This window comes from Rhodococcoides fascians A44A, from assembly GCF_000760735.1.
GTDB lineage: Bacteria > Actinomycetota > Actinomycetes > Mycobacteriales > Mycobacteriaceae > Rhodococcoides > Rhodococcoides fascians_E.
This window is the reverse complement of record NZ_JMEX01000004.1, coordinates 163,433-189,597: the sequence shown is the minus strand read 5'-3', so window position 1 is coordinate 189,597 and position 26,165 is coordinate 163,433. Positions and strand designations below refer to the sequence as shown.

The window sequence follows — 26,165 nt, the reverse complement described above, 5'->3', positions numbered from 1 at the left end:
GAGATCACATGATCATCGATTGCAGTGATTGCAAGGTCCGTGACATCGCGTGCGCAGACTGTGTCGTCACGGTGTTGCTCGGACCGCCCGGTACGGCCGAGGGGCGTCCGGTGGACGTCGGGATTCCGCGCCCTCGGATAGCGCTCGACCAGGAAGAACTGGGGGCCATGGATGTTCTTGCCGAGAGTGGTCTCGTGCCGAAACTACGTCTCGTCGTCGGCCCGGAACAGGACCCTTCCGGGGGTTCGTTACCGGCTCGTGACACAAGCGGGGATCGACGCGCGATCTAGGGTCGAATCGACTTCTTCGGGTCGCTTCGGCGAGTTGGGGTCGACACAGGGGTATGCCGTTTCGTAATCTTCCTGAGACCTTGCGGAGTCTCGCCAATCCAAACCGGAGCGGCGTCGCAAGTCACCGCCTAATCGGGATGCTCGCGAGAGCGCCCGTACCGGGAACCCGATTTCCATTGGGGTGAATCCTGCTTCGGCCGCTACCAGCGTCCGGGTGGGTAGGGCTGATCTTCCCAGCCCGAACCCGTCAGCTAACTCGGTCGGCGGATGAGTGGAAGAAACGGAGCAACCCTTTCTCGTGGCGTCACATACTTCAACCCGCCAATTGCGTCGAATCCTCGTAGCCGGCGCGATCACTGCCGGTGCGGTCGTTCTGCCCGCAGCCCCCGCAATGGCGGCCCCCATCACCATCCCCGGAGTCGGTACCTTCGAGATTCCGGAAATCCCAGGTCTTCCGCCGCTGCCGACCGAGATCCCCGGTCTGCCTGCGGCTCCCGCACCGCTCGCACCACAGGTCACCCCGGCTGCCAAGGCAGTTCAGGCCGCCGAGTCGAAGATCGGATCGCCGTACGTCTACGGCGCTTCGGGCCCCGACTCGTTCGACTGCTCCGGACTCGTTCAGTGGGCGTACAAGCAGGCCGGCATCAGTCTGCCGCGCACCAGCTACGACCAGGCCGCGGCAGGCACCCCCGTGTCGCAGTCCGACCTGCAGCCGGGCGATGTCGTCTCCTTCTACGGCGGATCGCACTCCGGAATCTACGCGGGCAACGGCAACGTCATCCATGCGTCGACGTCGGGTGTCCCCGTCAAGGTCGCGCCCGTCTCGTCGATGCCGTTCGACGGAGCACGTCGCTACTGATTCGATGATCGTGTGTAAGGACAGCACCAGGAGTGAGCCTCACGGGCTCGCCTGGTGCTGTTTTTCGTCAGACACCGGTGCGTGGAGCCTGGCAGGTCGCCGAATGGACTCGTCGGCTGCCGAACCGTAACCTGTTCGAGACCGTCGACCTCGATGGAGCAGGATCGAGTTCCGGAAAAAGTCCGAAAATTCGGTCTCGTTCCACGCTCGCGGGCACCTACTCATGGGTAGGGTTTGTTTCTTCGCCGAAAGTTTCATCTCGGCGCACCCCTTTGGACTACGAACTGCAAGAACGGAGAGTCACCTTTCGTGGCGACACCGACTGTCAAGCGCGTCACCCGCTCGAAGAAGGGCATTCTCGCGGCGGCCATTCTCGCGGCCTGCCTCGTCGTCTCCCCAACAGCCGTGGCCGGCGCGCAACCGGGTGTCGACAGTGCGTCCGACGCCCAGACGCGGCTCGCAGATCTGTCCCGGGAGTCCGAGCAGACGACGGAAGCTCTGCACAACGCCCAGATCGACCTGGATGCGAAGACGGCTGTGCAGCAGGACGCCGAAGCCGCTGTAGGTGCGCACCAGGCCGAGCTGGATCGGGCCCAGGAGGCCCTGGCGCAGGTGAAACCGGCCGTGGACAAGGTGGCCAACGCCAACTACCAGGGTGGCCGCACCAACCGCCTGTTCGCCGTGATGGTCAGTGACTCTCCACAGCAGCTCCTCGATCAGATGTCCGCACTCGACGTGATCTCCGCCGAGACGGCGCGTCAGGTGGAGCAGTTCAAGCAGGCCAGTGCCGATGCCGCGGCGGCGGATCAGGCAGCACGTGCCGCGGCCGACGCCGCGCGTGCAGCAGCGGAGCAGGCCAAGGTCGTCAGCGACGATCTTCAGGCCAAGCAGAGCGAGCTCCAAAGTCAGATGGCGGAGGTCATCGCCAGCTTCAACGCACTGTCCGGAGCGGAGCAGGCCGAGCTTGCGGGTTCGCCTCTGCCGCCCGGGTTCGATCTGTCCAAGATTCTGTCCAACCTCATCCCCGGGTCGGGTTCCGGTGCCCTGCAGGCTGGGCTCACCCAGATCGGTAAGCCCTACGTGTGGGGCGCGACCGGACCGGACGGCTTCGACTGCTCGGGCTTGGTCGTGTGGGCCTACAAGCAGGTGGGAAAGACCCTGCCGCGGTCCAGTCAGGCTCAGGCCGCGGGCGGCGCTCCCGTCGATCAGAAGGACCTGCAGCCCGGAGACGTCGTGCTCTTCTACCCCGATGCGTCTCACGTCGGCCTGTACGCGGGTAACGGCAACGTTCTGCACGCATCGACGTTCGGCGTCCCGGTGAAGGTGCAGTCCATGGCGTCGTTCCCGTACTACGGCGCACGTCGCTACTGATCTTCGTCGTGCGAACGCGGGCGCTTCGTTCGGCGTTCGCGTCGTTGTGTGCAGTGGTCGTGCTCGGTTCCTGCGCGTCCGGAGCAACCACGACGCCACCGCCGAACTCACCGCAGTCGACGACTGTTTCGAACCCTTACGAGGACGGTCGGCGGAACGGCGTCGAGGCGCTGCTGCAGAAATGGGCGGACGCACTCCGCACCAACGACGTCGACGCGTTGGAGCAGGTCGTCGATCCCGCGGCGGATCCCGAGTTTCTGCAGGCCCAGGTCCGTCGAGCGAACGACATGTCCGCAGTCCCCTTCTCGGACTGGGGATACGAACTGGTCGACGAGCCGGAGGTTCCGGTTCCCTCGGCGATCGCGTCGCCGCTGAACGCCGCCGACGTTTGGGCGCCGTCCGTGGTGCTGCGCTACGCAGTGTCCGGACCCGACGCCGAATCGACACGGCGACCGGTTTCCCTGGTGGTGGCGCGGCGTGGTGACGAGTGGCGCATCGTGTCGGACACACCGGTGCCGGGAACGGATCGGACGACGTGGCGCGGGCCGTGGGACTTCGGGCCCGTTATTGCCCGATCGGTTGCCACCGCGGGTGGTACCTCCGTCGTGCTCGGCCATCCGGACCAGAGCGCGCTCGTCGACGCGGTCGTTGCCGAGCTGCCCTCGGCCGTCGATGCCGTCACGAGTTTCTACGGCGACGACTGGCCGCAGTCGGCGTTGATCTTCACCTCCGGATCGGCAGCGGAATTCGCGGCATCGGCCGGAGACGCCACCGCGGAGTCCGACGTCGCCGCCGTGACTGTCTCGGATGCGGTGCGCCAGGACCGGCCGGTGACCGGGCAACGAGTCGTGTTCGGGCCCGCAGCGCCTGCTCGGCTCACCGATGTCACGACCCGAACCGTTCTGCGCCACGAGCTCACCCATGTCGCGGCCAGATCCGACACCGTCGACGGCTCACCCATGTGGGTCCTCGAGGGGTTCGCCGACTATTCGGGCTACCGCGAATCGAATATCGAGTTCGACCGTATCGCACCGACTTTGAGTGCTGTAGTGATGCAGGGAGGTCCACCGACGGTGCTTCCGGAGGATTCCGACTTCGCGGCGGGGGGAGTGCGCACCACGCTCGCGTACGAGTCCGCGTGGTCGGTCTTCGCCTTCGTGGCAGCGGAATTCGGCGAGCCGGCACAGCGCCGGTTGTACATGCAACTCGCCGACGGCCCCAAGACTGCAGTCGAGACAGCGGCGGGCGTCGCCTCCGCTCTGGGAACAGGCTTGGACGAGTTCGTGAGCCGATGGGGGTCGTGGGTTCTCCAGCAGTCCCGCTGACCTACGGTGAACACATGCCTCGGACTCTGCTGGTGACGAACGACTTTCCACCACGCCCGGGCGGCATCCAGTCCTACCTGCACAGCTTTGCCACACGGTTTCCTGCGGACGAGCTGGTGGTCTACGCGCCGCGGTGGCGCGGAGACAGCCATGTGAAGTTCGACGAGCGTCAGCCGTTCGAGGTGGTTCGGCACCCGACAACGCTGATGCTTCCCACTCCGTTGGTGGCACGGCGGGCGGCGCAGCTGGTGCGGGCGCACGGATGTGATTCGGTGTGGTTCGGCGCGGCGGCACCGCTCGCGGTGATGGCTCCGGTGGTGCGACGCGCGGGCGCGGAGACAGTCGTCGCTAGTACACACGGTCACGAGGTGGGGTGGTCGATGGTCCCCGGTGGGCGGGGAACCCTGCGCATCATCGGCAACACCGTCGATACGGTGACCTACGTAAGCAAATACACCCGAGGCAGATTCGCCGCGGCATTCGGTCCACGTGCAGCCCTCGAACACGTTCCGTCCGGAGTGGACACCGACCGTTTCGCACCGGACGCCGGTGCGCGAGCCGAGCTGCGGGCTCGATACGGACTCGGAGACCGTCCGACTGTTCTGTGCCTGTCCCGGCTGGTACCGAGGAAGGGGCAGGACTATCTGATCCGATCGATCGAGGGCATTCGGGCGAAGGTGGACGGCGCGGTCCTGGTGATCGTCGGAGGCGGTCCCTACGAAGGAGCCCTGCGCACGTTGGCACGCAAGGCCGGTGTCGAGCAGCACGTGATCTTCACCGGGACCGTCCCTTCCGCCGAGCTGGCGGCTCATCACACGATCGCCGACGTGTTCGCGATGCCCAGCCGGACGCGAGGCGCCGGTCTCGACGTCGAAGGTCTCGGCATCGTCTACCTCGAAGCGTCCGCGACCGGAGTCCCCGTCGTCGCCGGAATGTCCGGTGGCGCACCGGAAACCGTCCTCGAAGGCAAGACCGGCTTGGTGGTCGACGGCACGTCGGTCGATGCGATCACCGACGCCGTCGTACGGATACTCTCCGATCGAGCGCTCGCGACGTCGATGGGAAACGCAGGTCGCTCCTGGGTCCGAGCCGAGTGGCAGTGGGACGCATTGGCAGCGAAGCTTCGACGCTTGCTGTGATGGAAGCCGGGAAAGTCCAGGCTTCCATCACAGGCGACGTTCACTTGGAGTAGATGGCCTCGATGTCCTTGGCGTACGACGCCGTGATGACGTTGCGCTTGAGCTTCATGGTCGGTGTCATCTCACCGGCGTCCTCGGTGAAATCGCCTGGGAGTACTCGGTACTTCTTGATCGCTTCGGCGTGCGAGACGGTGGTGTTCGCGTCCGCCACAGCCGAATCGAGGTCGGCGATGAGATCGGGGTCGGTCGCGAGATCCGCAGCCTTCGCGTCGGCGGACTTGCCGTGTGCGTCCTTCCATCCCGACAGTGCGTCCTCGTCGAGCGTGATGAGGGCGCCGATGAACGGCTTCTGATCGCCGACGACGATGGCCTGACTGACGAGTGGGTGCGCGCGCAACCGGTCCTCGAGCCCTGCCGGCGACACGTTCTTTCCGCCTGCTGTGACGATGAGTTCCTTCTTGCGGCCGGTGATCGTGATGTATCCGTCGCCGTCCACCGAACCCAGATCTCCTGTGCGGAACCACCCTTCGTCCAAGGACTCGGCCGATGCCTCGTCGTTGCGCCAATAGCCGTCGAACACCACCGGGCCGCGGAGTTGGATCTCACCGTCCTCGGCGATACGGACCGTGTTGCCGGGGAGCGGTCGTCCGACGCTGCCGACGCGTTGGTGGCCGATCGTGTTGACCGCGAATGCTGCGCTGGTCTCGGTGAGTCCGTAGCCTTCGAAGATCGGTATGCCGATACCTCGGTAGAAGTGGCCGAGGCGTGCACCGAGCGGCGCGCCACCGGAGATCGCGAGTTGGCACTGTCCGCCCAGCGCGGCCCGCAACTTCGAGTAGACGAGTTTGTCGAACACAGCGTGCTTGACCCTCAGAACCAGACCGGCGCCTGTGTCCTGTGCTTCGCTCCACGCCACGGCAGTGTCCGCGGCTGCATCGAAGACCTTGCCCTTGCCGTCCGCGTGTGCTTTCTGCTTGGCAGTGTTGTAGACCTTCTCGAACACGCGGGGCACCGAGAGTATGAAGTCCGGGCGGAAGGAACCGAACGTCGCGACGAGATTGGGGATGTCGCTCGTGTGTCCGACGGCTGTGCCGGCGTCGAACGCGGCGATCGTGACCGCGCGAGCGAGAACGTGCGCCAACGGCAGGAACATCAACGTCCGGCTGCCGGGACGCAGCAACTCCTTCAGCGACGTCTCGCGAATTCCACGCGACTCGGCGACGAGGTTCGCGTGCGTCAACTGCACACCTTTGGGTCGCCCGGTGGTGCCGGAGGTGTAGATGAGCGTCGCTGGATCAGAGGAGCGCAGAGCGTCGACACGCGTGCGTACGGCGTTGTCCTCGACGGTTGCTCCGAGCTCGGTCAACCGAGCAACGGCTCCGTCCTCGTCGTTGCCTGCGTCGATCCGGAACGTCGTCCGAACCGATTCTGCGGCGGCGACCACGTCCGCTGTGTCGGTGACGTGCTTCTCGGTCTCGAGGATCAGCAGAACAGGTCGGGCGTCGGACAGGATCCATTCCACCTGACCCGCCGACGAGGTTTCGTAGATCGGGACCGTGACGCCGCCCGAGGCCCAGATCGCGTAGTCCACGACCGTCCATTCGTACCGAGTCGACGACATGAGCCCGACGCGATCGCCCTGTTCGACTCCCGCGGCGATCAAGCCCTTCGCGACGGCGTTCACTTCCGTGGCGAACTGCTCGGCGGTGACATCGGACCAGGAACCGTCGACGGACCGGCGAAATGCGACCGACCGAGGTTCGGAGGCTGCCCGAGCGAACACGGTGTCCACGACCGACGCAGATTCTTCGACGACAAAAGCGGCGGGAGATGTGAACTCGCGCACGGTGACCTCCAATGAACGTTAGCTCTACTCACGAGTAGTCGGATTCGTCTCACTGTAGACCCGGTTGCGAGGCCGGTTCGACCGCCTCGTGCGCGCGCTGAAGTCCCGATGTGTGAAGCTCATCTCATGAGCAGTGTCCAAGTAGCCGATCAGACGTTCGTCGCTGCGCCGGGTTCCGCCGTGGCGGAGTCGCTGGGGCATCCGAGGCGTTGGCGCCGATGGTGGCCGGACCTCCGCGTCGACGTCACCGACGATCGCGCCGACAAAGGCTTCAGGTGGTCTGTCGAAGGCGCCCTCACGGGAACGATGGAGGTCTGGCTCGAGCCCGTTCCGAAGCTCGACGGCGTCGTACTCCATTACTTTCTGCACGCGGAGCCGGCCGTCCGGACGTCCATCGACCTCGCCGCGGAGAATCGACGACGAAGGGTAGCAGGCAAGGCAATGGCGTTCGAAGTGAAACGGGAGCTCGAGGCGGGACGCGCGGCAGGTGAGCGGCCGTTGTGCGACCCGCCTGCCATCGTGTGAGATGAAGGACGGCAGTGCTCCCGGCACGGGTGACGTACGTACCTGCCGATGACATGAACAAGTGCGGCGTGAGAACAGAAGGGACACCGAGTAACCACGATGGCCGAGAGAACTCAGAGGTCGATCACAGTCGATGCTCCGTCCGCGCAGGTGATGGACGTGATCGCGGACTTCGATGCCTACCCGTCCTGGGTGTCGGCGGCGAAGTCCGTCGAGGTCGTCGCGGCCGGATCCGACGGTCGCGCGGAGCGGGTGAAGTTCGTACTGGACGCGGGCATGGTCAAGGACACCTACGAGCTGAGTTACCAGTGGGCGGCGGATGGAAAGTCCGTGTCCTGGGAACTGGTGTCGGGTGAGATGCAGAAATCGCAGAACGGCTCGTACACGTTGAAGGACAACGCAGCCGGCGGTACCGAGGTCACGTACGAACTCGCCGTGGACCTGAACATTCCGATGATCGGTCTGTTCAAGCGGAAGGCAGAGAAGGTCATCACCGACACTGCACTCAAAGAACTGAAGAAGCGAGTCGAAGGCTGACCGAGGCCCGTTCCGATGCCCGCACTGCAGTCCGGCTGTTCGTCGGCAAAGGCGGTGCGGGCAAAACGACGTTTGCGCTGAAGTCGGCTGTCGACGACGTCCGGGCGGGATCGCGAGCTCTCGTCGTCTCGTTCGATCAAGCGCACTCGGTGACCGACGTGCTCGGCGTGAACAACGGCCGAGCGGGCGGCGCCGAGCCCGCGGCGGTCGAGCCCGGATTGGACGTTCTCGAACTGGACACTCTGGCCCTGGTGGCGACGAAATACGCCGCGTTGACCTCCATCCTGTCCATGGCCGGCGCCGGCCACGAACACGGAGTCCGGTTCGGTGCGGTCGATCCCGAGGAGATCATCGGCGCTCCAGGGGTGCAGGAACTCGTCGGTCTCGATCGGTTGGTCGATCTCATAGACCAATCCCGTTGGGACACTGTGTTCGTCGACCTTCCGGCCACCGCGGACGCACTGCGCATTCTTCAACTGCCGGACCTCGTTGCCGGGTATCTCGAACGGCTCTGGCCGCGCCACGACCGGATCGTCGCCGGAACCGGCACGGACCCGAGACTGACCCTCGTCGTCGCGATGCTGGAGAACATCGTCACCGCGGCGGAACGTATCAGGGAACTGTTCCTCGACCACTCTCGAACATCGATGACGGTGGTGCTCACCCCGGACCGAGTCGGCGTCGCCGAAGCCAGGCGGACGTTGTCCGCGGCTGCGCTGACGGGTCTGGCCGTGGACACGATCGTCGTCAACAAAGTTCTGCCGCTGCTCAATTCGTCGTCGATCGGCTTGGTCGGAGCGCACCCCGCCGTCTTCTGGTTCGAAGGGTGGCGGTCCGCTCAACAGGAGGTGCTCGGAGAGGTGTCCGACCTGGCGGCAGGTACGGCCGTCGTCGTCGTGGAACAGGCGTCCCAGGAGCCGGTAGGGTTGGTCTCTCTTGCTGCACTGAACACGCAACGGACCACCGACACGACGGACGAGCGACCGGGAACGGACACGCCGACCGTCGCGCACGAGTCAGGAACAGGGTTGGAGTCGATCTACGCGATGACGATGGTTCTGCCGCTCGTCGATCCGTCGACCCTCACTCTCGGACGCGTGGACGACGACGTGATCATCGGGGCCGACGGCGTTCGCAGGCGCGTTCGGCTCGCTTCCGTCCTGAGGCGATGCATCGTGCTCGGTGCGGAGTTCGACGCCGGGCGCCTCGTCATCCGTTTCCGTCCCGACCCGGCGGTGTGGCCGGCATGAAGGTCAGTGCGCGGGACGCTTGTCGGGGCGTGAGTTCGACGTGAACGAGCGCCATTCGGATGTCGCGGCTGAATTGTGGTCGCTCGCGGAGACGGTGCTGACGAGGTTGGAACCTGTTCTCCGTCAAGCTGTCGAGGAGCAGAGCGAACGACCGAAGCAGGGGTGCAGTTGGTGCCCGGTCTGCGCGCTGGCTGCCTTGCTGCGCGGGGAGCAGCACGACCTGTTGACACTGCTCGCCTCCGAGGGTGCGACGGTTCTGGCGTTGCTGAGGCAGATCATGGCCGAGCACGCGGGCCGCCCTGCTCCTGGTGAGGGCTACGCCGGTGCACGCGACACCGCAGCGTCGTCGTCGGTGGAAGACACCTCCGGTGACATGCCTCACGGCGGGGACAGCACTGTCGGGCACGACACGGAAGACCCGATAGTTCGACGAGCGAAGTTCGTTCCGATTACGGTTACCGTGAAAGATGCGGCCACCGAGAAGCCCGGGAACTGACGGACAGCCGTTCCTGGGGTGGCCGAAGCACGAAAGCTCGAGATAGCCGTTGGGGGCGGCCGAGAAAGGTCGGACAATGAAACGGCAGCGTCAATCACTCACGATCGGTATCGATGTCGGAGGCACCAGTTTGCGTGCGTCCGTTGTCGACGCGTCCGGTCAGGTCATCGATTCCACCCAGTCGCCGACGCCGCACACCGCTGCGGCCCTCGAGCGCGGGTTGGAGCGTGTCGTCCGCGAACTCGCGACTCGGCACCCCGTGGAGGCAGTCGGTCTGGCGGTCGCAGGTTTCCTCGATTCCGATCGAACGTCGGTCCGATTCGCCCCGCATCTCCCATGGGTGGGTAGCCCGGTAGCCAAACGGATGAGCGATCGTATCGGGTTGCCCGTCGTGCTGGAGCACGACGCGAACTCGGCGGCGTGGGCCGAGTACCGATTCGGTGCTGCAGCCGACGGGCGCAACGTCGTGATGGTCGCCATCGGAACGGGTATCGGTGCCGCGCTTCTGATCGACGGCAAGATCTACCGCGGAAGTTACGGTGTTGCACCGGAACTCGGGCATATCCAAGTTGTCCCCGACGGTCGTGCCTGCCCCTGTGGCAAGCGAGGTTGCTGGGAACGGTACTGCAGCGGAACGGCATTGGTGGACACTGCGGTCGAATTTCTTGCCGCAGATCAGGGTTCGTCGACGATTCTGGCCCGTGAGGTCTTTCTCGATCCCGGTTCGCTGACGGGACGGAGGATCGCCTCGGCGGCTCAGGACGGCGACGAGATCGGTATCCGCACCATGCACGAGTTCTCTCGGTGGCTCGGTGTCGGGCTGTCCATGGTGAGCGATGTCTACGATCCCGATCTGATCGTGATCGCCGGCGGAGTGGCGACGTCGTCCAGTCAATTTCTCAACGAAGCGACCGAGCACTGTGCACGCCTGGTGACGGGTGCGGGGCACCGCCCACTCGCGACCATCCGCGCCACCCAGCTAGGCGAGGCCGCCGGAATGATCGGTGCGGCCGACCTTGCACGAAGCGCGTTCTCGACGGCGTCGCACTGACGCAGGCGAGGCCTCGCGCCGACGGTCCGGACGCGACCTCACGGTCCGGTTCTGTGATGCTTCTCCCGTGTGCGCACTATCTGTGGCTGGCGTCATAAACGGTAGGTACAGTTTCCTCTGCACCCGATACTCGACATCGTTGGTCTCACCAGAAAGGACGCCATGTGGTACTGGCTGTTCAAGTACGTCCTCATCGGTCCGCTCCTGGTTGCACTGGGTAGGCCGACGATAGAGGGCCTCGAGAACATTCCTGCGCGAGGACCGATGATCCTCGCCAGCAACCATCAGGCGGTTCTCGACTCGTTCTACCTGCCGCTGAAAGTGCAGCGGCGCATCACGTTCCTCGCGAAGAGCGAGTACTTCACCGGCCCCGGGCTCAAGGGCGCATTCCAGAAGTGGTTCTTCACCGCGGTCGGTCAGGTCCCCATCGACCGGACCGGAGCGGATGCGGCGCAGGACGCGTTGAATGCAGGCGCGCGAGTCATCGGCAAGGGCAAGCTCCTCGGTATCTATCCCGAGGGCACCCGTTCGCCCGACGGTCGGTTGTACAAGGGCAAGACGGGCATGGCGCGGCTTGCTCTGCAGACCGGTGTTCAGGTGGTTCCCGTCGCGATGATCGGCACCGACAAGATGAACCCCATCGGTTCCAAGATGTGGCGTCCGGCGAAGATCACCATCAAGATCGGTAAGCCCATCGACTTCTCGCGCTTCGACGGCATGGCGGGCAACCGCTTCGTCGAGCGCGCAGTCACCGACGAAGTCATGTACGACCTGATGTTGCTGTCCGGTCAGGAGTACGTGGACGTGTACGCGGCGTCGATGAAGAAGAAGCCCGAGGACTCCGCCGTCGCAGGTTCCGAGCGAATCCCGGACACCCGCGCGAGCTGAGTGTTCTGCGGGGTCGTCAGGACGAAGACGGGGTTCGACCGACTCCGGGCGAGCGAAGCAGCGCGATGACGACGACGAGAGCAGCGGCGCCCCAGAGAACGTACGACGACGCCGCTACCTGGTCCCACAGCGGCCACCCGAGTCCCGAGTAGCGGCCGGGTGCCAGCCGCCAGTGCGGCGCGAAGTGCATCAGGACGACGCCGACGCCGACGAACGCCAGCGTCAGGTAGCTACGCCTGCGGTAGGCGAGTGCAGTAAGTGCCACCATGAACGGAACCACCCATACCCAGTGGTGAGACCAGGACACCGGAGACACCAGCAAACCGAAGATCGCGTTCACTCCCAGGGCCAGGGCGCCTTGCCCGGCCGAGAGAGCTCGGCGCATCGCAAGCGCCGCCACCGCGAGGACGCAGCACGACAGGGCGATCCAGAGAACCGAGCGAAGCGAATCTTCGAGTCCGAATCGCGCGAGCACACCGGTGATGCTCTGATTCGCGGGGTACGCGGGCCTACCGATTCGGTCGGAATCGATCAATGTGTCGGTCCAGTAGGTCACCGAGTCCGAGAACGTGATCAGGAATCCGAGTGCGGTGAACGCAGCAAAGCTGATACCGGCTACGACGGCAGCACGAAAGTCCTTGCGAAGCAGGAAGTACAGGACGAAAACGGCAGGTGTCAGCTTCACCGCGGCAACGAAACCGATGAGGAGTCCGCGCGGCCACGGAGTCTTACGAAGCAGGCAGTCGGCGGCGACGAACGCCATCAGCACGATGTTGATCTGCCCGTAGTCGAGAGTCGAGAACACGGGCTCGAGCAGAAGCGCAGCGGCGAAGATCCCGGCCGCGGACCACAACAGAACAGGACCGGGTAGGTGCTGTTCCCTCCATGCGGACACCGAGGCGCCGAGGGAAGACGCCACGCCGAGCGACCTCAACGTCAGCACGATGGTGGCGAACAGCAACACCAGCGACACACTCGTCACGATGATGTTCGCCCAGTACAGGCTCACCGCGGACAACGGACTGAACAGAACAGCGGCAATGGGCGGGTACGTGAAGGGAAGAGTGTTGCCCAGCGCAGTCGGAGGCATCTGCCCGTACAACGGCGAACCGGACGCGAACACGCCACCGCCGATTCGGTAGACGTCCAGGTCGATCCGGTAGTAGTTCCCGAGAGGTGTCAGCCCACGTAAACCGGGCAAGCCGAGAATGTTGTACGCGATGCCCGCCAACGCTGCGGCCGCGATGATCACGCACACGGCGACGAGCGACGGCGACGTGCGACGTCGCGTCGATCCCGCCGACGGATCCGCGGCGATCTCGGGTGTTTCCAGCATCGTGTTCCTTCTGCGTGCTCGATAGCGATTGACGACGGTGTGGCACCACCCACCCCGATTCTTCCGCAGGCTCCACTCACTGCTGAGCCTGATTCGTTCCGCAGGCTCCACTCACTGCTGAGCCTGATTCGTTCCGCAGGCTCCACTCACTGCTGAGCCTGATTCATTCCGCAGGCTCCACTCACTGCTGAGCCTGATTCATTCCGCAGGCTCCACTCACGCCGACCCTGTGGCTGCCCGATAGTCTTCGAAGCGTGCGCTACTTCTACGACACCGAGTTCATCGAGGATGGTCGCACAATCGAGCTGGTCTCGATCGCTGTGGTCTCCGAGGACGGACGTGAGTTCTACGCCGTGTCCTCCGAGTTCGATCCCGAGCGGGCGGGCAAGTGGGTCCGCCGGAACGTCCTTCCCAAGCTGCCACCGTACTCGTCGCCGCTGTGGAAGAGCCGCGCGAGAATCCGCGACGAGCTGCTGGAGTTCCTGGTGCCGTACCCGGGTGCCGAAGTGGAGCTGTGGGCCTGGGTCGCCGCATACGACCATGTCGCGCTCTGCCAGCTCTGGGGGTCGATGACCGAGCTGCCTCGATCGCTGCCGCGGTTCACTCGCGAGCTTCGTCAACACTGGGAGGACCGAGGTAGTCCATATCTGCCTCCCGCTCCCGACGATGCACACGACGCATTGGCCGACGCCCGGCACAATCTCGCCAAATACAGGGCCGTCGAGGACGCCTCGAGCTGACACGGCGACAGACAGGGGAGCCCGACGCCGGCACCGGTATCGGTGCGAATATCCTGTAGCGGTGAACTGGACTGTCGACGTACCCATCGACCGCTTGCCCGACCTGCCGCCCTTGCCGTCGACATTGCGCCAGCAACTCGACGACGCGCTCGCACGGCCGGCGGCGCAGCAGCCGTCGTGGGATTCGGCCCAGGCAGCCGACATGCGGAAAGTGCTCGAGAGCGTTCCCCCGATCACCGTCGCAGGCGAGGTCGAGTCCTTGTCGGACCAGCTGGCCGCGGTCGCGCGGGGTGAGGCCTTCCTGCTCCAGGGTGGTGATTGTGCGGAGACGTTCGTCGACAACACGGAGCCGCACATCAAGGGCAACATCCGCACCTTGCTGCAGATGGCGGTCGTTCTGACGTACGGCGCGAGCCTGCCGGTGGTCAAGGTAGGCAGGATCGCCGGCCAGTACGCCAAGCCCAGGTCGGCCGATGTCGACGCGCTGGGCCTCAAGTCCTACCGCGGTGACATGGTCAACTCCCTCGTCGCGGACGAGGCTGTCCGCCAGCACGATCCGTCTCGCCTGGTGCGCGCGTACGCCAACGCGAGCGCTGCGATGAACCTCGTGCGCGCCCTGACCGGCGCAGGTATGGCAGATCTGCACAAGGTGCACGATTGGAACCGTGAGTTCGTCCAGAACTCGCCTGCCGGTGCCCGGTACGAGGCGTTGGCGGGGGAGATCGATCGTGGTCTGCGGTTCATGGACGCCTGTGGTGTCAAGGATCCCAACCTTGAAACCGCGCAGATCTTCGCCAGTCACGAGGCACTGGTACTGGATTACGAGCGCGCGATGCTGCGGCTGGACAACGCTGACGCCGAGCATCCCAAGCTGTACGACCTGTCCGCGCACTTCCTGTGGATCGGCGACCGGACCCGTCAGCTCGACGGGGCGCACATCGCGCTCGCAGAGTTGATCAACAATCCCATCGGGCTGAAGATCGGGCCGTCCACCACGCCGGACATGGCCGTGGAATACGTCGAACGCCTCGACCCGACGAACAAGCCCGGCCGGCTCACCCTCATCTCGCGGATGGGCAACGGCAAGGTCCGTGAGCTACTGCCGCCCATCATCGAGAAGGTGCAGGCCACCGGACACCAGGTCATCTGGCAGTGCGACCCCATGCACGGGAACACGCACGAGGCGTCGACGGGATACAAGACGCGACACTTCGACCGAATCGTCGACGAGGTTCAGGGCTTCTTCGAGATCCACCGCGCGCTCGGAACGCATCCGGGTGGACTGCACGTCGAGTTGACCGGGGACAACGTCACCGAGTGCCTCGGTGGCGCTCAGGAGATCTCGGATCTGGATCTGGCCGGGCGCTACGAGACAGCGTGCGACCCCAGGCTCAACACTCAGCAGTCGCTCGAACTCGCCTTCCTGGTCGCGGAGATGCTGCGCGGCTGAAGTACTGCCGCATCAGGGCAACGACACGACGGTGACCGTCGACCCCGGGGCCACTCTGGATCCAGGTCCCGGGGTCTGCGACACCACGAGTGAGCCGTCGGTGTCGAAGACCTGACGGACCTGTACGTCCAAGCCCAACCGCTGAACCGTCTCTCGTGCCGAGCCGACGGACCGGCCGAGCAGTGACGGCACCGACACCGCGTTCGAGATCTGCAGTTCCACACTGCTTCCCGCGGTGACGGACGTGCCGATCTCCGGTGACGTACCCGCGACGCGGCCGCCGTCGACGTCCTTGTCGAACTGCTCCTGGGTGCCTGACACCGAGATGTCGACGGCGGCGAGCGCTGCCGTCGCCTCCTCGGCCGTCAAGCCGTTCACGTCCGGAACATCCACCGGCGGTGCGCCTTTGGAACGCAGGATCTTGACGGTGTCGCCGACGGCGAGTGTGGTTCCCGGCGCCGGATCCAACGCCGCGACCCCGCCGACGGGTGCGGTGGTGCTGAAAGCCTCACCGCCGTCGACCGGTTCGAAAGTTCGCTCACGCAACAGATCCTGCATGTCACCGATCGAGATGTTCGACGTGATGTCCGGAACGGTCGGCTTGCCCAGCGACACGAGCACGTCGACGGTGTCGCCCTTCGCCACCCGTGAACCGGAGGCCGGGTCGGTGCCGATCAGAGCATCGACCGGCATGGTGTCCGAGTAGGTGCCCTGGACGGTGTTCTCCAGGTCCGCGGCCGCGAGCGTGCTCTGTGCGCTCTGCAGATCCAATCCGCCGATTTCGGGGACGGAGGTGTATCTGCCCGATCCCATCCACCAACCTCCGATTCCCACGGCGACCGCCAGTAGCGCGACGATGGTCAGCCAGATGACGATGGCTCGGCGCGAACGCTGCCGGTCGGCATCGAAGTCGGGGAACTGGTACTCGCGGCGACCCGGTGCGCGCGACGGTGCGGCATCGGCCGAGTCGTCGTCGACGGTCGGTCCCGAAGCGTCGCCGCGATACGTCGGTGCAGTCTGAACGCGGGTGTGATGCACCACAGCATCCGGTGGGGGCGTGGACGACACCACCTGGGTGGGTGGTTCGGCGGCGGGGCGCTCGCCGGCGAACGTGGTGGGCGCACCCAACGCTGCAGCACTGCGATGTTCGGCCGAACGCCGCGGCGCAGGCACGCGGTACGGGGGCAGTTCCAACCGTCCACACACCACGCGGAGCGCACGTGCCATCTCGTCGGCGTTCTGGAACCTGGAGGCCGGGTCTCGATCGGTGGCGCGGGCCACCAGCTCGTCGAATTCCGGCGGTACACCAGCGATGTACGCGCTGGGATGGGGAACATCGTTGTCGATCCGCTGGTACGCGATCGAGAGGGACGTGTCACCGTTGAAGGGGGTACGCCCGGTCAGCAACTCGAACAGGACGACACCCACGCCGTACACGTCGCTGCCCGCATTGGCGGACCCGGTCGTCACCTGTTCGGGCGAGAGATAGGCGGCTGTGCCCAGAATGACGGAACTCGACGTGGCATTCGAGGCCGCCACGGCTCGAACGAGGCCGAAATCGGCGATCTTCACGTCCCCGCCGTCCGAGATGAGAATGTTCTCGGGTTTGATGTCGCGGTGAACGAGGCCTGCACGGTGAGCGGTACCCAGGGCGTCGAGAACCGGTCGGACCACTGCGGCAGCCGCGTGCGGCGGCATCGGCCCACGCTCACGGAGAAGTTCGCGCAGGGTTCCGCCCTCCACCAACTCCATGACCAGAAACGCGAACTCTCCGTCTCGGCCGTGGTCGTACACAGCGACGAGGCCCGGATTGTTGAGCCTGGCCACGGCCCTCGCCTCGAACTCGAACCGGGCGACGAACTGCGGATCCTCGGCGAACTTGGGGTCCATGATCTTGACTGCGACCGGTCGGTCCAGCCGGGTGTCGAGTGCGCGGTACACGGTCGACATTCCGCCACGTGCGATGGGCGCGTCGATCCGGTAGCGCCGATCCAGCAACGAACCCGTCGAAACGGATCCATGCAGATCTTTCCACATCACCTCGTCTACCTCCTGTGGAAAAAGTGGGCGCTGCCTACGTGATGGTAGCCAGGGTTGGTATCGACTTCGTCTCGGCCGCACCGAGCACCGACGTCGTCTCGGCCCGCGTTCGTGCGCGGTACGGGCGTTTTTCGTATACGAGACCGAAGCAGTTAACGTTACTGCAGTGAGCACAATCCCTTACTCAGGCGACGTCCTCGATCCGTCCGAATCGCTGCTACAGCTGACGGACGTGAGCAAAATCCTCGAGGTTCCGAAGTCGAGGGTCGAGCAGATGCTTCGCGACCGCCAGCTCCTGGCAGTCAAGCGTGAACGCGTCCCCGGCGTACCCGAGGTCTTTCTCGACGCCGAACGCCGCGAGATCGTCAAAGGACTTCCCGGACTGCTCGCCGTTCTCCACGACGGCGGATTCGAGGACGAGGAGATTCTGAAGTGGCTGTTCGAGGCCGACGACAGCCTCCCCGGTCGGCCTATCGACGCGATGCACGGTCACCTCATGCGCGAGGTGATCAGGCGCGCGCAGGCGATGGCGTTCTGAGGTTGATCCACCCGGTGGCGAGCAGCCTCGGCGCCGCCACCGACAGCCTCCGTCCGCGCGACACCCGCGCGCGCTCGAACAGCACTCGGTAGCCGTTCTCCTCGACCTCGCGCAGAATTCCGCTGTAGAGGAGCGACGCGGTCCGCATACCTGGGCGCACCCGAGGATCGAGAAAATCGATCCCTGGATCCGCGACCCGGTAGATCGCACGGGTGTGCACGATCAAGTGGGCAAGCGCGCGGTCCACCCGCGGATCGGTTCGTTTCTCCCGACGGCAGTACCGAAGAAGATCCTCGTCCACGCCGAACGCCGCTAGCTCGTCGGTGGGCAGGTAGATCCGGTCTCGGTCGAGGTCCTCGCCCATGTCCCGAATGAAGTTGGTCAGCTGGAAGGCTTCGCCGAGGGCAGCGGCAGGCTCCTCCGCACCGTCGACGGCGGTGCCCAGAATGGGCAGCATCTCGAGGCCGATGACGGCCGCGGACCCGTACATGTATTCACGAAGTTCGGGCATGGTCCGGTAGCGGGCCTTGAAGAACTCGGTGCCCGGGATGTCCATGCGCATCGAATGGAAGAACGCACGGAAGTACTCGTGATCGATGTGGTACCGGTTCACGGTGTCCACGAAGGCGCGAAGGACCATGTCCGACGGACCGGTGCCGAGTTGCTCGCCGTTCAGAGCCGCCGTCACTCGCAGTTCGAGCTCGTCGACGGAGGCGGCCGCACGTTCGTCCGCGGGCGCCAGAGACGTTGCAGCCGTGTCCGTTTCGGTCAGAGACCCGTCGACGTCGACGTCGATGATGTCGTCCACCATGCGCGCGAACCCGTAGAGAGCATGCACGGCAGCGCGCTTCTCGACCGGAAGAAGCCTCGTCGCGAGGAAGTACGTCTTACCGTGGCGGGCATTGAGATCCCGGCACAGGCGGTATGCGTCGTGCAGCGCTGGGTCGATCGCGTCGAGTTCACCCATGGTCGGCCGTACTCGTGCGGTCCGTCGTGTCGAGCTCGGACGTCTTCCTCGGACTTCTCTTCTCGGGGTGTCCGCGTAGGCGGAGCGGATCCACCCGAGTCAACGACACCGCAGCGACCACGGCCGCGAACGTTGCGAGCGCGACATGCGCAACCGTGTACAGCCCGATCGATCCGTCGGGCCGGAACACGAGCATCAACCAGGTGGACAGCCCCACGAGAACCATCAACGTCCTGGTCGACAACGCGAAACCGGCCGCGAGCGCCAGCGGCCACGAGTAGTACCACGGCAGAGCGGCGGGGGAGAGAACGACGATAGCGACGAGCGCGATGACGATGCCCTTCACCGCGTCCCGTTCGGTTCTGCGGAACAACCACCAGGTACCGACGATGATGACCGCCAACGCGAGCGCACACAGCATCCGTGTCACTTCGAGTACAGGGCCGAGACGGAGATCCAGGAACCACGACGTGCTGACGGTGACGAGGTGCGCGAGGATCGTGGGCAGGGATAGCCAGTTGATGATCTTGGCCGAGCCGGACAACGCCGTCAGCCACCCGATTCCGACACCGGCCACGACGGACGCGATCGCGAACACCGCGGCGAACACTCCTGCGCCGGTTCCCGCTGTCTTGGCGAACGACACGATGGGGGAGGACGGTGCACGATTCTCCGCGACGGCTTTCTCCCGTTCGTGAATCATCCAGATCCACACCATGAACGGCAACGCCAGCCCGGCCGTTGCCTTGATCGCGACCGCCACCGCGACCAGCGCGACGCCCGCAACGTGCTTGCGTTCGAGAACCAGGACGATTCCAGCGGTCATCAGACCGACCATCAGGAGCTCGTTGTGAACGCCGCCGATCAGATGGATGAGTACGAGTGGGTTGAGGACGGCGAGCCACAGCGCGATAGCGGGCTTGCCGCCGAGGTGCGACGCCAGACGTGGGACGGCCCACATCATCAACACGAGGCCCGGCAGCATCGTGATCCGCAGCAGCATCGTCCCCGCCACGACGTTGTCGCCGGTGATACTCGTGATGGCTTGACCCAGCAGGAGGAACAGCGGCCCGTACGGTGCCGTCGTCGTGGTCCAGACATTGCTCACGTTGTCCAACAGCATTCCGGGATTGGCCACCGGACCGACGGCGTACGGGTCGAAGCCGTCGCGTAGCAACGCCCCCTGCGCCAAGTACGAGTATGCATCCCGGCTGAACATCGGGACGGCCAGCAACAACGGCGCCGTCCACGCCGGGACTACCCAACGCAACTCTCGCAGCGAGGTGCGGCCACCGAGCGTCGCGCGGCCCAGCCGGACCCAGGCGACGATCATCAGAAGGACACCGACCCACACGAGGATGCTGGAGAGAATCAGACCGTGGCCGAACCGTAGCCACGACAGGTGCATGGCTTCGAGCAACGGATCGCGGCGCCGGACACTGCCTGCGCCGAAGCCACCGAACGTGATGAGCGCCGCGCCCACGACGCCGAGGACGGCAGCGTGGCCTTCCGGACTACGAAGAAACGAAGCGAGGTGTCGAACCCGGGAATCACCCGCCGCACCCGAGGAGGAAGCAGTGCTCGAAACGGTGCTGTCGCCGGGTTTCTCGGATGGGGCCGAACCCTGAACCGGGGACATCGTTGCTGTCATCCTCCTCTCGGTGTCGCGGACTTGAAGTGCGTGTGGTCCGGACGGTGAACACGAAGCACCGCGCCGATGGCCGCAGTCAGTTTAGTTGGTGATTTCGCACGATCCGAACCATCCCGCGACTCGGGCGGATGTCACGGTGCGCCGACGATTCTCTCGGCGGCCAGTTTGCCGGACACCAGTACCGTCGGCACGCCGACACCCGGCGTGGTCGCCGAACCCGCCAACACGACGTTCGAGAGCCCGGCCACGAGATTCCGACGTCGGAACGGGCCGGTCTGACGGAAGACATGAGCCGAGGAGAACGGCGATCCTTCCACCATCCCGCGATCGGCCCACGTCTGCGGCGTGTCGATGTGATCGATCGTCATCGACCGTATCCCGTGGTACCCGCGGCGCTCCAGCTCGATCCCCAGCTCCTGGACGTAAGGGTCGCGCAGCCGCGCCCAGTCCAGTGGTGCGCTGTCCAGATTGGGACACGGGGCGAGCACGGACACCGGCTCACACGCCGTTCCACCCCGCTGAACCAGCAACGACCGATCGGACACCGAGGGACGCGTGATCAGTAGCGACGGATCGCTCATGAGGGAGCCACGCCCGGAACGAGCGGTGATACGGCGGAAAGTTGCCGCCCAGTCCGCCCCGAAGTCGATGGTGTGGTGCGACTCGCTCGGCCACGTCGCGGTCACGGACGTGGGCACGGTGCCGTGGAAGACCACCGCCGACGGCGACACCCGGCCGTAGCCACGGCGTCGGCCCGCGGAAGTGACGTCCGCTCGGTCCAACAGCGCGTCGACGACGGGGAGATCCGGCGTCAGGACAAGTGCGTCACACGGAAACTCGGTGCCGTCGGACGTGACCACCGACGTCGCCCGGCCGTCGGTGACCACGATGTCCGCGACCTCGGTGCCGGTGACGACGGAACCGCCGTGCTTGCGGACTGCATCGGCCATTCCCGCCGCGATCGTCGCCATTCCGCCCACGGGGAAGTACACCCCGAGCGAAGTGTCCATGTGAGCGATCGCGCCGTAGACCGCGAGTGCCCGCGCAGGCGCCATCCCCGCGTACAGGGCTTGGAAAGTGAACACTCGACGCAAGCGATCGTCCTTCAGGAAGCGATCCACCTTGGGTCCGAGCTTGCCGAACCCGCCCAGACGGGCAAGGGTGAGGGTGTCGCGCAAGGCCGCCGGAGTCGACACGAGATCGAGAGGCGAGTCGAAGTTGGAGTCGATGTACCGATCGAACTCCGAGTCGAAGATCGCAGCGAGCCAGCGGCGCAGCGATCGATACCCCTCGGCCTCGGCAGCGCCGCACTTCTTCTCCACCTCCGCGGCCATCACCTCCGGGTCCGCGAAGACGTCGATGGACGTGCCGTCGGCGTAGCGCGTGTGATAGCTCGGCGCCAACGATTCGAGTTCGATCGCCGGGGTGACGGACTGGAACGTCTCACCCACGGCGGCGAGGGCGGATTCGATCAGGTCGGGCATCGTGAGCACACTGGCCCCGTTGTCGATGTCGTACAGGTGCGATCCGTCCTCGTCCTGTACGGGATAGATGCCGACCCGGCCGCCGACGGACTGCTCGCGTTCGAGCACCGTCACCGACCGTCCCGCACCGAGGAGACGCAGTGCTGCCGAGAGACCGGCCAATCCGGCTCCTACGACGACCACCGAGTTCGTGGGTCCATTGATGGCGCGCACGTGAGCCTTTCGTCAGGTGTTCGGAGCGTGTACGTCAGTACTTGCGCTGTGTTGCTGCTGTGCCCATGCGCCGCAGTTGTTCGGCCGCACCTGGCTCGCACTCGCTGTTGTCGAGCGCCACGAATGCTCGTTCGGTGAGATCCGAGATCCTGCGTTCGACATCGTCGACGGCACCCAGCTCGGTCAACGCCGTTCGGACGTCGCCGATACGCTCCTCGGACAGTTCGTGATCGCCGAGCGACTCGCGGATCAACGCGGCGGACGGCCCATCCGCATCGGCCAACGCAACGGCCATCAGCACGGTCCTCTTACCCTCGCGGATGTCGTCGCCCGACGGTTTCCCGGTGATCGCCGGATCGCCGAACACGCCGAGCAGATCGTCGCGGAGTTGGAACGCCAGTCCGATGTCGGTGCCGAAGGAACGGAACGCCGCAATCAGCTCGGGTGACGCATCGGCCAGGGCGGCGCCCAGGTGCAGAGGACGTTCGACGGTGTACGCCGCGGTCTTGTAGCGGTTGACGCGCATCGCTGCCTCGACGGACTCGTCCAACCCGGCCTCGGCTTCGATGTCCAGAAGTTGTCCACCGAGCACTTCGAGTCGCATCGACGACCACACCGGCGACACGCGCGCGGAGGCGTCCGCATCGATTCCGGACTCGCGCAGCATGTCGTCCGCCCAGCACAGGGCGAGATCTCCCAGCAGAATCGCGGCCGATTCACCGAACCTGGCCGACGAGCCTGCCCAGCCGGCGGACCGGTGGCGATCGGCGAGAGCAACGTGCACCGTCGGGAAACCGCGACGCGTCGTGGAGGAGTCGATGATGTCGTCGTGGATCAGTGCGCAGGCCTGAACCAGCTCGAGCGACGAGCAGGCTTTGATCACCGCCGCAGCCGCATCGCCCGACGGCTGCCCGCCTGCGCCGAGCCAGGCACTCCACGCGAACGACGGGCGGACGCGCTTGCCGCCCCGGAGAACGAATTCGGTCAGGTCGCGCACGGCGGAGGCGTACCCACCGCCCACGGCGGCGACCTGTTCACGACGGGATTCGAAGAACTCCGCGAGAGCGGTCTCGACCAACTCGCGAGGTGCGGTGGCACCGGCCGAGTCGACCGGTGCGCCGACGGAGGCGTCGACGGTCGTCAGGTCGACGGTGCTGGGCGTGGTCGTTTTCCCGGACAGAAGATCCTCCAGTCGATCCGAACGTGCAGGCTGCGGTTTCAACAGTAGCGGTCCGCGTCCGATTCGCACGCTCCGCGACCTTCCCTCGCACCACCTCAGGCGAGAATCTATGATGTCTCGGTGACATTTGATTCCGTCAGGGGGCGGTCGAGCGACGGATTCGTGACGAGGACGCCGTCGATAGTGGACCGGCTGCGCAGTGACGGCGCGGCACGGATTCCGTTCTCCGTCGAGTTCTCACCTCCTCGCGACGAGGCCGGTGAAGCGCGTTTGTGGCGCGCGGTGCGGGAATTCGAGCAGCTGCAGCCTGCGTTCGTGTCCATGACCTACGGGGCGGGTGGGTCCACCAGGGATCGGACGGTGCGTGTCACCGGCCAGATAGCCGAGGAAACGACGCTGCTGCCCGTGGCGCACCTGACCGCCGTCTCGCACAGTGTGGACGAGCTGCGATCCATGGTCGGTTCCTATGCGGACCGCGGAATCTCCAACATCCTGGTCCTTCGTGGTGACCCTCCCGGTGATCCGCTCGGCGACTGGGAAAAGCATCCGGACGGTGTCGAATACGCAGACGAGCTGGTCACGCTCGTGCGGGAGTTGGGCGACTTCCACGTCGGTGTCGCGTCGTTCCCCGAAGGCCACTACCGTGCGCTGAATCTGGAACAGGACACCCAGGTTCTGGTGAACAAGCTCCGTGCAGGAGCCGAGTACTCCATCACCCAGATGTTCTTCGACGTCGACGACTACCTCCGTCTGCGAGATCGGGTGGCCGCGTTCGACCCCGAGCAGGGGGCAAAGCCCATCGTCCCGGAGATCATGCCGATCACGTCGCTTCGCACGGTGCGACGGGCCCTGGCGCTGTCCGGGTCTGCGCTGCCGAAAGCGTTGGACGACCGCTTCACCGCCGCAGCCGGGACCGGCCGAGAAGAGGACAGGGCAGCGGTGCGCGAAGTGGGTATCGAACTCGCGACGCAGATCGGTGAGCGGCTGATCGCCGAAGGCGCACCGGCGTTGCACTTCATCACCCTGAACTTCGCGAAGGCGACGCGCGAAGTGCTCACCAACCTCGGATTGTGCGCCGCCAGGGTCTAGGACCCAACGGTTGTCGGTAGCACGTGCCCGGAGAACTCGTCAGAGCGGACGACCCTTCCAGGTGATCGAGCCGGTCCTCGATCTGAGAAACGAGTCGACCGTCAGTGCGCCGTACAGCAGCACGGACACCGGGTGAACCGACGCTGCAGCAACAGCTCCTGGACCGACGACCCCCGACTCGGCTCGGGCGGCCACGACACGTGCTGCCACCGCCGCGCCGTACCCCACGAGCCCCCACCGACGAGTACGGCCCGAGCCGAACACTGCAGCGACGGGCGGAAGCACGTAGGCGAGCGCAGCCGCGCCGAGAACCGCGGTCGAACCGACCGGACCGCCGAACGCACTCCACAGCCAGCGGCTGTATCCCGCGCGGAGATCGGACCAACCGTCGTACATCCGGCACCGGGCCAGCTCACCACCCAACACCACGGCCGTACGGTGCCCGGCCCTGCGTAGCGCCCGGGCGATGTCCAGATCCTCCGTGGCGCTGCTCGCGACCGACTCGTGTCCCCCGACATCTCGATACGCGGCGGCGTCGAACATCAGGAACTGACCGCACGCAACGACGGTCGACGGCCTGGTCGAGGTGTTGGCGACCCGTACCGGCAGCGTCGACAACCAGGAGAAACTCAGGAGTGGTTGCACGAGACGCTCGGCGACGCTGTCCGCCCGTTGCCGTGGCCACGGACTGACGAGGGCGCTACGCCCGCGTCGGAGCTCCGTCACGGCCGCAGCTATCGCCCCGGCCGACAGGCGCACGTCGGCGTCGACGAACGCTATCCAGTCGGGCTCGCCCGCCAGAGCTCGCGCCGCCAGCGTGCGGCAGGCAGCCGCTTTGCCCGTCCATCCCGGTGGCGGTTCCGTCGTCGAGCGGCGTACTTCGAACCGTGGATCGGAATCAGCCGCGGCGACGGCAGCGCCGAACGTGCCGTCGGTCGACCCGTCGTCGAGAACGAACACCTCGAGGGTGGGGCAGTGAACCTGCTGCCGTAGATCGGTGACGACCGCCGAGACCAGATCGACCTCGTTCCTTGCCGGTATGCAGACGGCGACCGAGCCGGGAACATCGGATGTGGGCCGCCGCAGCGACCTCATCGACAGCGCATTGACGAGCGTCGTCGCCGCACCGACACCAGCGAGAGCCGCACCGGCCGCCGTCGCCCGCCTGACCGCGTCGCGGAAATCGGTCACACGGACGACGGTGTGCGTCGCACGGGAGGATTGCGTGTCACCCACGCCATGGCGCCGACGATCGCTGCGATGCCGACGGTGACGCCCCCGACGATTCCTGCCCATCCTGCGAAACTGCGTGTGTTCGGGTCGGGGTAGTTGACCTCGGCGCGCATCGACGTGACCTCACCCGCCGGCAACTTCCAGGTGATGATGTTGTCGCCCTCACGGGTTCCGTTGGTGGTACCGATTCGAGCCGGGAACGCGATGGTGAACTGCACGTCCGTGCCCTGAGCGGGAACGTTCTGCAGATCGGCCTTGCCGTCCAGAGTGACGGTGTCCCCAGCGCGCTGGAGCACCAGTTGATAGCTGCCCGTTGCCTGTTCGGACATCTGGCCGAGGGTCTGCACGTCTCCGAAGGACAGATCGTTGAATCGAGCTTCGGTGCCCACGTATCCGTCCTGGCGGTACTCCTGGATGCGGATCTTGCTGGCAAGAGTCGACGGTGCGACCAACTGGGGGCCGGTGTCGGCGTCCGACGTGGGAATCGTCGCGGCCACGATCTGACCGGACACCCGATCGTCCGCGGACACACCGATCGACACCTGGGCGCGGAGGCACCCGGTCAGTAGCGGCGCGAGCAACAGGGTGAGCGCGAGCACCTTCGCGATGCGGTTCCGTCTACGAGTACTACGTTCGCGTGATGTCGACTGCACAGCGACATCGTGCC

General features: G+C 65.5%; 24 protein-coding genes and 1 riboswitch. Of the genes, 15 read left to right on the top strand and 9 right to left on the bottom strand.

Annotation, left to right across the window (positions count from 1 at the left end; genetic code table 11):
- Window positions 1–8: 8 nt before the first annotated feature.
- The 5 genes from BH95_RS01845 to BH95_RS01825 all read left to right on the top strand — a co-directional run bounded on the left by BH95_RS01845 (window position 9) and on the right by BH95_RS01825 (window position 4,984).
- Entirely contained in the window at window positions 9–290 is a 282-nt protein-coding gene (locus BH95_RS01845; protein WP_019665962.1) for a hypothetical protein, read from the top strand.
- 115 nt (window positions 291–405) lie between these two features.
- Window positions 406–571, top strand: a riboswitch (cyclic di-AMP (ydaO/yuaA leader).
- 17 nt (window positions 572–588) lie between these two features.
- Window positions 589–1,149, top strand: coding sequence for a C40 family peptidase (locus tag BH95_RS01840; protein ID WP_027498846.1), 561 nt, complete (start codon window positions 589–591; stop codon window positions 1,147–1,149).
- A gap of 309 nt (window positions 1,150–1,458) precedes the next feature.
- Window positions 1,459–2,520: a C40 family peptidase gene (locus tag BH95_RS01835; RefSeq protein ID WP_019665960.1), complete on the top strand. Its 1,062-nt coding sequence runs from the start codon at window positions 1,459–1,461 to the stop codon at window positions 2,518–2,520.
- Between the two features lie 8 nt (window positions 2,521–2,528).
- Window positions 2,529–3,845: a hypothetical protein gene (locus tag BH95_RS01830; RefSeq protein WP_019665959.1), complete on the top strand. Its 1,317-nt coding sequence runs from the start codon at window positions 2,529–2,531 to the stop codon at window positions 3,843–3,845.
- A 14-nt stretch (window positions 3,846–3,859) separates the two neighbouring features.
- Window positions 3,860–4,984 (top strand): glycosyltransferase family 4 protein, encoded by a 1,125-nt coding sequence (locus tag BH95_RS01825; protein ID WP_037160388.1) that lies wholly within the window; start codon window positions 3,860–3,862, stop codon window positions 4,982–4,984.
- 40 nt (window positions 4,985–5,024) lie between these two features.
- Here the strand turns inward: BH95_RS01825 and BH95_RS01820 are convergent, their stop codons facing one another.
- Window positions 5,025–6,830 carry an AMP-dependent synthetase/ligase gene (locus BH95_RS01820; RefSeq protein WP_026347918.1) on the bottom strand — a complete coding sequence of 602 codons (1,806 nt, stop codon included), beginning with the start codon at window positions 6,828–6,830 and terminating at the stop codon, window positions 5,025–5,027.
- Between the two features lie 126 nt (window positions 6,831–6,956).
- Here BH95_RS01820 and BH95_RS01815 point away from each other — a divergent pair, with 126 nt between their 5' ends.
- The 6 genes from BH95_RS01815 (at window position 6,957) to BH95_RS01790 (ending at window position 11,577) form a co-directional block, all read left to right on the top strand.
- Window positions 6,957–7,355, top strand: a complete 399-nt coding sequence (locus BH95_RS01815; protein ID WP_026347917.1) for a hypothetical protein — start codon at window positions 6,957–6,959, stop codon at window positions 7,353–7,355.
- A gap of 99 nt (window positions 7,356–7,454) precedes the next feature.
- Complete coding sequence (locus BH95_RS01810; RefSeq protein WP_019665955.1) at window positions 7,455–7,892, top strand: SRPBCC family protein; 438 nt, start codon at window positions 7,455–7,457, stop codon at window positions 7,890–7,892.
- On the top strand, window positions 7,889–9,142 hold the full coding sequence (locus tag BH95_RS01805) for an ArsA family ATPase (protein WP_179275392.1): 1,254 nt from the start codon (window positions 7,889–7,891) through the stop codon (window positions 9,140–9,142). The genes BH95_RS01810 and BH95_RS01805 overlap by 4 nt, the downstream gene beginning before the upstream one ends.
- Window positions 9,143–9,182: 40 nt before the next feature.
- Window positions 9,183–9,638, top strand: a complete 456-nt coding sequence (locus BH95_RS01800; protein WP_019665953.1) for a hypothetical protein — start codon at window positions 9,183–9,185, stop codon at window positions 9,636–9,638.
- Between the two features lie 76 nt (window positions 9,639–9,714).
- The gene (locus BH95_RS01795) at window positions 9,715–10,689 is read left to right on the top strand and encodes an ROK family protein (RefSeq protein ID WP_019665952.1); all 975 of its coding nucleotides are present in this window, start codon (window positions 9,715–9,717) and stop codon (window positions 10,687–10,689) included.
- A gap of 162 nt (window positions 10,690–10,851) precedes the next feature.
- Entirely contained in the window at window positions 10,852–11,577 is a 726-nt protein-coding gene (locus tag BH95_RS01790) for a lysophospholipid acyltransferase family protein (protein ID WP_019665951.1), read from the top strand.
- 16 nt (window positions 11,578–11,593) lie between these two features.
- Here BH95_RS01790 and BH95_RS01785 read toward each other — a convergent pair whose 3' ends face one another.
- Window positions 11,594–12,913: a glycosyltransferase 87 family protein gene (locus tag BH95_RS01785; RefSeq protein ID WP_037180782.1), complete on the bottom strand. Its 1,320-nt coding sequence runs from the start codon at window positions 12,911–12,913 to the stop codon at window positions 11,594–11,596.
- A gap of 254 nt (window positions 12,914–13,167) precedes the next feature.
- On the opposite strand from BH95_RS01785, the gene BH95_RS01780 reads away from it, so the two are divergent.
- Together BH95_RS01780 and BH95_RS01775 are read left to right on the top strand one after the other, a co-directional pair.
- Window positions 13,168–13,653, top strand: a complete 486-nt coding sequence (locus tag BH95_RS01780) for a polyadenylate-specific 3'-exoribonuclease AS (protein ID WP_019665949.1) — start codon at window positions 13,168–13,170, stop codon at window positions 13,651–13,653.
- A 61-nt stretch (window positions 13,654–13,714) separates the two neighbouring features.
- Window positions 13,715–15,103, top strand: coding sequence for a class II 3-deoxy-7-phosphoheptulonate synthase (locus BH95_RS01775; protein ID WP_019665948.1), 1,389 nt, complete (start codon window positions 13,715–13,717; stop codon window positions 15,101–15,103).
- 12 nt (window positions 15,104–15,115) lie between these two features.
- On the opposite strand, the gene pknB is transcribed toward BH95_RS01775, so the two are convergent.
- Window positions 15,116–17,140: a Stk1 family PASTA domain-containing Ser/Thr kinase gene (pknB, locus tag BH95_RS01770; protein ID WP_019665947.1), complete on the bottom strand. Its 2,025-nt coding sequence runs from the start codon at window positions 17,138–17,140 to the stop codon at window positions 15,116–15,118.
- 169 nt (window positions 17,141–17,309) lie between these two features.
- Between pknB and BH95_RS01765 the strand changes: the two genes are divergently transcribed.
- Window positions 17,310–17,681, top strand: coding sequence for an Rv2175c family DNA-binding protein (locus BH95_RS01765; RefSeq protein WP_019665946.1), 372 nt, complete (start codon window positions 17,310–17,312; stop codon window positions 17,679–17,681).
- Here the strand turns inward: BH95_RS01765 and BH95_RS01760 are convergent.
- The 4 genes from BH95_RS01760 to BH95_RS01745 all read right to left on the bottom strand — a co-directional run bounded on the left by BH95_RS01760 (window position 17,653) and on the right by BH95_RS01745 (window position 23,218).
- Window positions 17,653–18,648 carry a phytoene/squalene synthase family protein gene (locus BH95_RS01760; RefSeq protein ID WP_037109153.1) on the bottom strand — a complete coding sequence of 332 codons (996 nt, stop codon included), beginning with the start codon at window positions 18,646–18,648 and terminating at the stop codon, window positions 17,653–17,655. The two genes, BH95_RS01765 and BH95_RS01760, sit on opposite strands and share 29 nt — an antisense overlap.
- Window positions 18,641–20,287, bottom strand: coding sequence for an alpha-(1->6)-mannopyranosyltransferase A (locus BH95_RS01755; RefSeq protein ID WP_033188558.1), 1,647 nt, complete (start codon window positions 20,285–20,287; stop codon window positions 18,641–18,643). The genes BH95_RS01760 and BH95_RS01755 overlap by 8 nt, the downstream gene beginning before the upstream one ends.
- Window positions 20,288–20,430: 143 nt before the next feature.
- Entirely contained in the window at window positions 20,431–21,996 is a 1,566-nt protein-coding gene (crtI, locus tag BH95_RS01750) for a phytoene desaturase family protein (protein ID WP_037160296.1), read from the bottom strand.
- Between the two features lie 34 nt (window positions 21,997–22,030).
- Window positions 22,031–23,218: a polyprenyl synthetase family protein gene (locus tag BH95_RS01745; protein WP_037180779.1), complete on the bottom strand. Its 1,188-nt coding sequence runs from the start codon at window positions 23,216–23,218 to the stop codon at window positions 22,031–22,033.
- A gap of 120 nt (window positions 23,219–23,338) precedes the next feature.
- Here BH95_RS01745 and metF point away from each other — a divergent pair, with 120 nt between their 5' ends.
- Window positions 23,339–24,265 (top strand): methylenetetrahydrofolate reductase [NAD(P)H], encoded by a 927-nt coding sequence (metF, locus tag BH95_RS01740; RefSeq protein WP_170947570.1) that lies wholly within the window; start codon window positions 23,339–23,341, stop codon window positions 24,263–24,265.
- Window positions 24,266–24,304: 39 nt separating this feature from the next.
- Here the strand turns inward: metF and BH95_RS01735 are convergent, their stop codons facing one another.
- Both BH95_RS01735 and BH95_RS01730 read right to left on the bottom strand, forming a co-directional pair.
- Window positions 24,305–25,456: a glycosyltransferase gene (locus BH95_RS01735; protein WP_037180777.1), complete on the bottom strand. Its 1,152-nt coding sequence runs from the start codon at window positions 25,454–25,456 to the stop codon at window positions 24,305–24,307.
- A complete protein-coding gene (locus BH95_RS01730; RefSeq protein WP_019665939.1) occupies window positions 25,453–26,151 on the bottom strand; it encodes an LppM family (lipo)protein in 699 nt (232 codons plus the stop codon). Before BH95_RS01730 ends, BH95_RS01735 begins: the two co-directional genes overlap by 4 nt.
- Window positions 26,152–26,165 lie beyond the last annotated feature (14 nt).

What these genes read in the sequence shown, in the direction of transcription:
- BH95_RS01785 (WP_037180782.1), bottom strand. Translation starts at nt 12,913, where the DNA reads ATGCTGGAAACACCCGAGATCGCCGCGGATCCGTCGGCGGGATCGACG.
- BH95_RS01810 (WP_019665955.1), top strand. Translation starts at nt 7,455, where the DNA reads ATGGCCGAGAGAACTCAGAGGTCGATCACAGTCGATGCTCCGTCCGCG.
- BH95_RS01845 (WP_019665962.1), top strand. Translation starts at nt 9, where the DNA reads ATGATCATCGATTGCAGTGATTGCAAGGTCCGTGACATCGCGTGCGCA.
- BH95_RS01790 (WP_019665951.1), top strand. Translation starts at nt 10,852, where the DNA reads ATGTGGTACTGGCTGTTCAAGTACGTCCTCATCGGTCCGCTCCTGGTT.
- BH95_RS01795 (WP_019665952.1), top strand. Translation starts at nt 9,715, where the DNA reads ATGAAACGGCAGCGTCAATCACTCACGATCGGTATCGATGTCGGAGGC.
- BH95_RS01815 (WP_026347917.1), top strand. Translation starts at nt 6,957, where the DNA reads ATGAGCAGTGTCCAAGTAGCCGATCAGACGTTCGTCGCTGCGCCGGGT.
- BH95_RS01760 (WP_037109153.1), bottom strand. Translation starts at nt 18,648, where the DNA reads ATGGGTGAACTCGACGCGATCGACCCAGCGCTGCACGACGCATACCGC.
- BH95_RS01755 (WP_033188558.1), bottom strand. Translation starts at nt 20,287, where the DNA reads ATGTCCCCGGTTCAGGGTTCGGCCCCATCCGAGAAACCCGGCGACAGC.
- BH95_RS01825 (WP_037160388.1), top strand. Translation starts at nt 3,860, where the DNA reads ATGCCTCGGACTCTGCTGGTGACGAACGACTTTCCACCACGCCCGGGC.
- pknB (WP_019665947.1), bottom strand. Translation starts at nt 17,140, where the DNA reads ATGTGGAAAGATCTGCATGGATCCGTTTCGACGGGTTCGTTGCTGGAT.